General features: G+C 71.8%; 5 protein-coding genes. 4 read left to right on the top strand and 1 reads right to left on the bottom strand.

Annotated features, from left to right (window positions below):
- Window positions 1-137 precede the first annotated feature (137 nt).
- Both H9652_RS17305 and H9652_RS17300 read left to right on the top strand, forming a co-directional pair.
- Window positions 138-497 carry a Rossmann-fold NAD(P)-binding domain-containing protein gene (locus tag H9652_RS17305; RefSeq protein ID WP_191797695.1) on the top strand — a complete coding sequence of 120 codons (360 nt, stop codon included), beginning with the start codon at window positions 138-140 and terminating at the stop codon, window positions 495-497.
- A 152-nt stretch (window positions 498-649) separates the two neighbouring features.
- Window positions 650-1,783 (top strand): YlbL family protein, encoded by a 1,134-nt coding sequence (locus H9652_RS17300; protein WP_318244244.1) that lies wholly within the window; start codon window positions 650-652, stop codon window positions 1,781-1,783.
- Window positions 1,784-1,978: 195 nt separating this feature from the next.
- Here the strand turns inward: H9652_RS17300 and H9652_RS17295 are convergent, their stop codons facing one another.
- On the bottom strand, window positions 1,979-2,608 hold the full coding sequence (locus tag H9652_RS17295; RefSeq protein WP_225228405.1) for a PPA1309 family protein: 630 nt from the start codon (window positions 2,606-2,608) through the stop codon (window positions 1,979-1,981).
- A 227-nt stretch (window positions 2,609-2,835) separates the two neighbouring features.
- On the opposite strand from H9652_RS17295, the gene H9652_RS17290 reads away from it, so the two are divergent.
- Together H9652_RS17290 and H9652_RS17285 are read left to right on the top strand one after the other, a co-directional pair.
- Window positions 2,836-5,844, top strand: coding sequence for a UPF0182 family membrane protein (locus H9652_RS17290; protein ID WP_191797693.1), 3,009 nt, complete (start codon window positions 2,836-2,838; stop codon window positions 5,842-5,844).
- 185 nt (window positions 5,845-6,029) lie between these two features.
- The gene (locus H9652_RS17285) at window positions 6,030-7,124 is read left to right on the top strand and encodes an aldose 1-epimerase (RefSeq protein ID WP_191797691.1); all 1,095 of its coding nucleotides are present in this window, start codon (window positions 6,030-6,032) and stop codon (window positions 7,122-7,124) included.
- Window positions 7,125-7,183: the final 59 nt, after the last annotated feature.

The following is a 7,183-nucleotide window of genomic DNA, read 5'->3' as shown; positions in this document are numbered from 1 at the left end:
TCCTCGACCAGGGCCTCCTCGAACGCCACCAGGTCCGCGACGAAGCCCCCGGCGTCGGGTGAGACGGGGTCGTCGTCGACCAGGGGCTGTCGGGGACGTTCACGGTCGGGGCGCTCACGGACGGTGCGCCCGACGTCGTGACCCCGGCCGAGCTCGTCGAGCGCACCGGGCTCGCGAACGTGACACTGCCCGCCGCGACCGCGTTCGGCGCCGCCGAGCGCCTGCACCGGGTGGGCGTGCTGCCGTCGCCGGCGAGCGACCTGGCCTACGTGGTCCACCCGTGGACGGTCACGGCCCGCGGCCTGCACGCGGCCGGCTGGGAGCCCGCCTGGTCGAGCGCCCAGAGCGTCGACGTCCTCATGGAGGGCGTGCGGGGCAGGATGGCGCTCGGTGGTCGACGCGTGGGCGGACGGGACGCGGCCGCGCTCGGTGCGGCGGGTGCCGCGGTCGCGCTCCTGGGCACCGCGGCGATCTGGCGTCAGGCCCGACGGCGGTGAGTCGCCGCGCGTCGTGAGCTCCCCTCGCGTGCTCCCCGGCCCGCGCGGGGCGCACCCGCAGGGCTGCGGCGAGCGGCGCCGTTGGGCAGGGGGACAGGGGGCTTGCGGCGGACCGCCAGCGAACGTCCAGGATTCTCGGGGATGATAGCGACGTGACAGAACCGCTCTCCCGCGAACCGTACGAGCCCGCAGGTGCTGGCGACCCGTTCGGCCCCGCGCCGGACGAGGACTACACGCCCCCGCCCGTGACGCGCCGCTCGCTCACGCTCGGCATCTCCTTGCTGGCCACGACCCTCCTGGTCGCCGGCCTCGCCGTCATGCCCGCGCCGTACGTCGTGCGCTCGCCGGGACCTACGCAGGACACGCTCGGTGCGCAGAACGACCAGGACCTCATCACGATCGAGGGCGCCGAGACGTACGACTCGACGGGCGAGCTGCTGCTCACCACGGTGTCGGTCGCGGGCGGGCCCGGGTACCCGGCGAACCTCGTCCAGGTCGTCGAGGGGTGGGCCGAGCGGTCGCGCTCGGTGCGCCCCGTCGAGGAGACGTTCCCGCGCGACGTCACGCAGGAGCAGAGCGAGCAGGAGAGCCAGCAGGAGATGCTCTCCTCGCAGGAGATGGCGACCGTCGCGGCGCTGACCGAGCTGGGCTACGAGGTGCCCGCGACCCTCACGATCCAGGGCGCCGCGAAGGACACCGGCGCGGAGGGGGTCGTCGAGACCGGGGACGTCATCACGACCGTGAACGGCAAGGACGTCGTGACGTACCAGGACCTCATCGACGAGCTCGCGACCGTGACGCCGGGTGACGACGTCGTCCTCGGGGTCGAGCGCGCCGGCGAGGCCGTCGACCTGACGATCACGACGCAGGAGGCCGATGGCAAGGCGATCCTCGGGGTCTTCATCGACCCGGCCTTCGACCTGCCGGTCGACGTCTCGATCCAGATCGAGGACATCGGCGGCCCCAGCGCGGGGACCATGTTCGCGCTCGGGATCATCGACCGGCTCACGCCCGAGGACGAGGCGAACGGCACCGTGATCGCCGGGACCGGGACCATGAGCGTCGAGGGGAACGTGGGGCCCATCGGCGGCATCCAGCAGAAGCTCTACGGTGCCGAGCGTGACGGGGCCACATGGTTCCTCGCACCCGAGGCGAACTGCGACGAGGTCGTGGGCAACGTGCCCGAGGGGCTGAACGTCGTCAAGGTCTCGACGCTCGACGAGGCCCGCGACGCGATGGTCGCGATCGGGGCGGGCGAGGGCGAGAGCCTGCCGACGTGCACGTGAGCCGGCGCCCGCCGGTCCGTCGGGGCACGGCAGGGCGCTGAGCCCGCGGCGACCACGGCCCGCGAACCGCACCACCTCCGCACGACCCGAGGGGCCGGACGACCACGTCAGCCGGCCCCGCGTCGTCTCCCTCGCACGTGGCGCTGCTCGCCCGGCTCGCGCTGGCGCGCGCTGGCTCGGACGGCTGCCCGGCGGTCACTCGAACGTCGCGCGCAGCCCCTCGATCAGGCCCGGCACGAGGTCCGGGCCGAACGCGACGTCGTCGCCGTCGTCGTTCGCGCGCGTGCGGACCGCGCACCACGGGGTGCCGTCGCGCAGGACACCGACCGCGAGACGGACGTCCTGACGGTCAGGGTGCGACGACAGGTAGGCGAGGGCCGCAGCCGGGTCGGTGGGCAGCCCCTCCTCGGCAGACGGTGGCAGGATGACGCGCTCGGCGACGATCGCGGCGCCGTCGACCGTGCCGGGCCACGAGATCCCTGCGAGCAGGTCCTCGAGGGTCTCGACGTCGGGCAGGCCCTCCTGCTCGACCGAGACCAGGTGGTCCGGGATGCCGCGCGCCGCGGTCACGACCTCGGGCGGGAGGCGGTCGGCCAGGCCCGGGTCGGCGGCCATCGCGTCGGCGGTGCGGACGAGCGCGAACACGCGCGGGGGAGCGTCCCAGCCGTCGGCGGCGACGTGCGCCTCGACGTCGCGCACGGCGTCGGCGAGCGCGAGCTGCGCGAGGGGGACGATGGGGGCGGGGGCGTCGTCGGGGACGCCCGAGGCGGCCTGGGACGTGCTCGGGGCGGGCTGGTCGGGCGCGGGGGAGGTTGTGTCTGCCATGTCCCCAGCATGTCAGGCCCGACGACCTCGGCGCAGTCGGCGGGTCGTGGCCAGGTACGTGTGGGAACCTGGAACCGCTGTGGGCCGTTGACGAGATGGACGGCCTGTGGCCTGACCCTGTCGAGATCGTGGACCGCCTGTGAATCCGGTGGTCGTGGGCCCGGCGCGGACAGGTACCGACGCCTGACGACCTGACGCTCGACCGAACGCAAAGAGGTAAGCCCACCGTGTCATTCGCCGCAGCGCCACGACGCCCTTCGGGGTCCGAGGCCGGCTCCCGCAGACGACGCAGCCCGCTCGGCATAGCCGTTGCCGTCGTGGCTGCCCTCGTCCTCCTGCTGTTCCTGCTCGCACAGTTCTGGACCGAGGTCCTCTGGTTCACCCAGCTGGGCTTCGAAGGCGTCCTGTGGACCGAGTGGGGGACCCGTGCGGCGCTGTTCGTCGGCGGCTTCCTCGTGATGGGCGGACTCGTCTTCCTGTCGCTGTCGCTCGCGTACAGGTCCCGCCCGATCTACGCGCCCTCGACCCCCGAGCAGGCCACGCTCGACCAGTACCGCGAGGCGATCGAGCCCCTGCGCAAGGTCGTGACGATCGCAGGCCCCGCGCTCATCGGCTTCTTCGCCGGTGCGGCGGCGTCCTCGCAGTGGAGCACGGTGCTCCTGGCACTGAACTCGGTGCCGTTCGGCACCAAGGACCCGCAGTGGGGCCTGGACATCTCGTTCTTCGTCTTCACGCTGCCCGTGCTGCGCTTCGCCGTGGGCTTCCTCATGGCCGCGGTCATCATCTCGGGCATCGGTGCCCTGGCGACCCACTACCTGTACGGCGGGGTGCGCATCGGCGGTGGCGCGGGCAGCGGCCCGCGCACGACCAAGGCGGCTCGCGTGCAGCTCTCGGTCACGGCCGCCGTGCTCATGCTGCTCATCGGTGCCAACTACTGGCTCGACCGGTACTCGCTCCTGACCACGACGGGTGACAAGTTCGACGGCGCCTCGTACGCCGACGTCAACGCCGTCATCCCGTCCAAGGCGATCCTGACGGGCGTCGCGATCCTCGTCGCGCTGCTGTTCGTGGCGACCGCGGTCCGCGGCAACTGGCGCCTGCCCGCGATCGGCGTGGGGCTCATGGTCGTCTCCGCGATCGCGATCGGCGGGATCTACCCGGCCGTCGTCCAGCGCTTCCAGGTCAACCCGAACGCGCAGGAGTTCGAGGCCGAGTACATCCAGCGGAACATCGACGCGACCAAGACCGCGTTCGGGCTCGACGGGGTCGAGGCGTCGAACTACGACGCGAAGACCCAGGCCGAGGCCGGCGCGCTGCGCGCCGACGCGGACACCACGGCGTCGATCCGTCTGCTCGACCCGCAGATCGTCAGCCCGACGTTCCGCCAGCTCCAGCAGAACAAGCAGTACTACAACTTCCAGGAGACCCTCTCGGTCGACCGGTACATGATCGACGGCGAGAGCCGTGACACCGTGATCGCGGTCCGCGAGCTCAACCTCGAGGGCCTCGGCGCGAGCCAGCGCAACTGGGTCAACGACCACACCGTGTACACGCACGGGTACGGCGTCGTGGCCGCGTACGGCAACCAGATCGGCCCGGGCGGCCAGCCCGCGTTCTACGAGGGCGACATCCCGTCGGTGGGGTCCCTGCCCGAGTACGAGCCGCGCATCTACTTCAGCCCGGACTCGACCCAGTACTCGATCGTCGGCGCCCCCGAGGGCACCAAGCCCTGGGAGTTCGACTACCCGGACGACGACGCAGGCGGCCAGGTCAACAACACGTTCGGTGCCGAGGACGGGGCCGTCGCAGGCCCCAGCGTCGGCTCGTTCGGCACCAAGCTGCTCTACGCCCTGAAGTTCGGCTCCGAGCAGATCCTGTTCTCGGACCGTGTGACGCCCGACTCCCAGATCCTGTACGACCGGTCGCCGCGTGACCGCGTCGCCAAGGTCGCGCCGTACCTCACGCTCGACGGCAAGGTCTACCCCGCCGTCGTGGACGGCCGGGTCAAGTGGATCGTCGACGGCTACACGACGACCAACTCCTACCCGTACTCCGCATCGCGCCCGCTCGACGAGGCGACGCAGGACACCCTGACGGTCAACTCGCAGTCGGTCGCGGCGCTCGCGCCGCAGCAGGTCAACTACATCCGCAACTCGGTCAAGGCCACGGTCGACGCCTACGACGGTTCGGTCGACCTCTACGCGTGGGACACCGAGGACCCGATCCTGCAGGCGTGGGACAACGTCTTCCCGACGTCGCTCAAGCCGATCTCCGAGATCAGCGGCGACCTCATGAGCCACCTGCGCTACCCCGAGGACATGTTCAAGGTCCAGCGCGCGCTGCTCACGAGCTACCACGTCGACGACGCCCGCGAGTTCTTCTCCGGTCAGGACTTCTGGAACGTCCCGCGCGACCCCACCGTGCGCGGCACCGGCACCAAGCCCTACCAGCCGCCGTACTACCTGACGCTGCAGATGCCGGGTCAGGAGGACCCCGCGTTCTCCCTCATGACGACGTTCATCCCGGGCGGTAACTCCGACCGAGAGATCCTCACCGGGTTCCTCGCGGTCGATGCCGAGGCAGGGAGTACCGCCGGCGTGAAGGCCGACTCCTACGGCAAGCTCAGGCTCCTCGAGCTGCCACGCAACGCCACGGTCCCCGGACCGGGACAGGTGCAGAACACGTTCGACTCGGACCCCACGGTGTCCAACGAGCTGAACATCCTCAGCCGCGGCAACTCCACCGTGATCCACGGCAACCTGCTCACGCTCCCCGTGGGCGGCGGTCTGCTCTACGTGCAGCCCGTGTACGTGCAGGCGTCCGAGGGCACCAAGTTCCCGCTGCTGCGCAAGGTGCTGGTCAGCTTCGGTGACCAGGTCGGGTTCGCCGACACGCTCGACGAGGCCCTCAACCAGGTCTTCGGCGGCGAGTCGGGTGCGTCGGCCGGTGACGCCGGTGGTGAGGTCGCTCCGGTCATCCCGACCGACGGAGAGACCCCGCCGCCCACGGACGGCACCGACACCGGGACGGACACCCCGGCGCCCGTCACGGAGAACCCCGAGGCGCGCGCCCAGCTCGACCAGGCTCTCCAGGCCGCCAGCCAGGCGATCAAGGATGGTCAGGCCGCCCTCGCCGAGGGGGACTTCGCCGCCTACGGCGAGTCGCAGGAACGCCTGCAGACGGCGCTCGAGTCGGCGATCGCCGCCGAGGAGTCGCTGGGCACCGAGACCCCGTGACGCGCGGATGACCGGTCACCCCCTGGGGTGAGCGAGGTGACGACGGACGCCGCTCCTGACCTGAGGGTCGGGGGCGGCGTCCGTCGTCTGCGCCGAGGGCGACGCCCCCTCCCGCCGAGGGTGACGCGCTCACCGTCGGCGGGTGCGTTTGTCATTTGTCGTGCGGAAGACGAACATGGGGCCTCATGACCAGTGCAACCGTTTGCAGCAACGCTTACATCGTCGAGGGATCGCTCGGCGCACTGCCGACGGTCGCGCTCGTCCACCCCTCCGGAGCCGAGCTCGTCGTCGCCCTGCGCGGCGCGACGGTCCTCGCCTGGCGGGCGCCGTGGAGCCGGCCCTCCTCGACGTCGCGCGACGTCGTCGACCTCCTCGACGGGTACGCGACCGAGCAGGCGCTCCTCGCCCAGGACGCGACGCGGTCGGGCCTGATGTTCCCGTTCGCGAACCGGATCGCGGGCGGCAGCTACGTGTTCGACGGCGTCGCGCACCACGTCCCGCCCGTCGCCCCGGGAGAGACCCAGACCATGCACGGGTTCGCGCGCGTCCTCGACTGGGAGATCGTTCCCGAGGACGAGGACGAGGGCGCCCTGCGCGGCACCGGGCGCACCGACGGCACGGGTGCGCCTGGCGGCACGAACCGTACGGGCGAGGAGTCCGTGGCCCTGACCCTCGCGACCGAGATCCGGGGTACCGACCTAGCCGGCTATCCGTTCGACCTCGAGACGCGGATCCGCTTCGAGCTGACCGAGCGCACGCTCGACGTGACCTGGTCCTACCGCAACGTCGGGCGGGACGCGGCGCCCGTCACGGCCGGCTGGCACCCGTACTTCCGCATCCCCGGCCACGACACGATCGACGGCCTGGAGCTCCATGTGCCCGCCCGTGCGACGGTCGCGACCGACGCGAGCCTTCTCCCGCTCGACGGCGAGGCCGCCCGGGTGGTGCGTGACGCCGTCGGGCCGGTGGCTCTTGCCGGGACCTGCCTCGACACCGCGTTCACCGACCTCGTGACCGACGCGGACGGTCGCGCGCGCACGCGCGTCCTCGACCCGTCGACCGGCGCAGGCCTCGAGCTGTGGCAGGAGCGCGGCAACATGCACGTGTACACGGGAGACGGGCTGGACGAGCGGGCGCGGGCGTCGATCGCGCTCGAACCCGTCGAGAGCCTGACGAACGCGTACAACCGCGAGGACTGTGCGCAGGACGTCCGGCTCGCGCCGGGGGAGGAGCGCGTGTTCCGCTTCGGGGTCGGGATCGTCGCACCGCACCGCTCCTGATCGGACCCGGGCGCCCGATTTGGCGCCCCGGCCCCTGTCCCGTAAGGTGGTGTTCACCG

The sequence above is a fragment of the Oerskovia rustica genome (assembly GCF_014836555.1).
GTDB lineage: Bacteria > Actinomycetota > Actinomycetes > Actinomycetales > Cellulomonadaceae > Oerskovia > Oerskovia rustica.
The sequence above is the reverse complement of the archived record's forward strand: the minus strand, read 5'-3'. Positions and strand labels throughout refer to the sequence as shown.